We start from the raw sequence: 1,529 nt of genomic DNA on the forward strand, positions 1-1,529 counted from the left end.
GACTGATCATGGGGACAGCCCTTGGTTGATCCTTCTTCTTGTCGAGGGAAGAAGATCTATGACCAAGGGCTGTCTGGATGATCAGTGTGCCTGATGCTGCCGTGGCGGTCGCGTTCGGGGAGTTGGGTAGGTTCCGGCGGGAGTTCTACCGGTGTTTGACCGGTCGGGCCGACGCGTTGTTCGAGCTGACCGACGCGTTGCTGTGTACCGACGGGCCGGTCAAGACGTTGGTGGACCTGACGTTGGCGCCGGAGCACCGGCGTGGGCACGGCGCGATGTACGACGGGCTCAACGCGGGCGGCATCGATGTGCAGCGGCTGCGCACGGCCGTGGCGGGCCTGCCGCTGTCCCGTTCGCGCGAGGGACGGCTCATGCTTGCCGTCGACGTCAGCCCGTGGCTGCGTCCGGACGCGGCGACCAGCCCCGACCGGCTGTTCTGTCACGTGCACGGCCGGAGCCGTAACCAGGACCAGCAGATCCCGGGGTGGCCGTACTCGTTCGTGGCAGCGCTGGAACCCGGCCGTACGTCGTGGACCGCGGTGCTGGACGCGGTTCGGCTCGGCCCGGACGATGACGTGGCTGAGGTGACCGCCGGACAGGTTCGTGCGGTGCTGCACCGGCTTCTCGACGCCGGGCACTGGCACGACGGCGACCCGGACGTGCTGGTCGTCTTCGACTCCGGCTACGACCTGGCCCGGCTGGCGTTCCTCCTCGCTGATCTGCCGGTCGAGGTGCTGGGCCGGTTGCGCAGCGACCGGGTGTTGCGACTGCCGGCACTGCCCCGCCGGCCGGGAACGATGGGCCGGCCGGCCAAGCACGGCGGCGAGTTCCACCTCGCCGATGCCGGCACGTGGCCGGCGCCGCAGCATACGGCCACCACCGACACCACCCGCTACGGTGTGGCGACCGCCCTCGCCTGGGATCGGTTGCATCCCCGGCTGACCCGCCGGGCCGCCTGGCTGGACCACGCCGGCGATCTGCCCGTGCTGGAGGGCACCTTGATCCGGCTCACCGTGCAGCATCTTCCCGGTGACCGCGACCCGAAACCGTTGTGGCTGTGGTCATCCCGTACCGGTGCCTCACCGTCTCATGTGGACAATCTGTGGCAGGCGTTCCTGCGCAGGTTCGACCTGGAACACACCTTCCGGTTGTTCAAACAGACCCTCGGATGGACCGCCCCGAGGCTACGCAGCCCCGAGGCCGCCGATCGATGGACCTGGCTGGTGATCGCCGGCCACACGCAGCTCCGGCTCGCCCGGGGGCTCACCCAGGACCTGCGCCGTCCCTGGGAACGCCCGACCGACCCGGACCGGCTCACCCCGGCCCGGGTCCGCCGCGGGTTTCGGTACCTACGCCCGAAAACCACCCGACCGGCCGGTGCGCCGAAACCCACCACAGCCGGACCAGGCCGCCCGCCAGGGTCGAAGAACCGCCTACACGCCATCCAGCACGACGTCGGCAAGACCACCAAACGAGACAAGAGCCTCAAGGATCGCAAACAGCGATGAAGGTTAAATAACAAGCTGAGG

The 1,529-nt window shown here is 68.9% G+C and carries 1 protein-coding gene; it reads left to right on the top strand.

The genetic code is table 11. From position 1 onward, the window contains the following. Positions 1 to 77: 77 nt before the first annotated feature. Positions 78 to 1,508, top strand: a complete 1,431-nt coding sequence (locus Dsi01nite_RS56830; protein ID WP_203854872.1) for an NF041680 family putative transposase — start codon at positions 78 to 80, stop codon at positions 1,506 to 1,508. Positions 1,509 to 1,529: the final 21 nt, after the last annotated feature.

Source organism: Dactylosporangium siamense, assembly GCF_016862795.1.
Lineage (GTDB): Bacteria > Actinomycetota > Actinomycetes > Mycobacteriales > Micromonosporaceae > Dactylosporangium > Dactylosporangium siamense.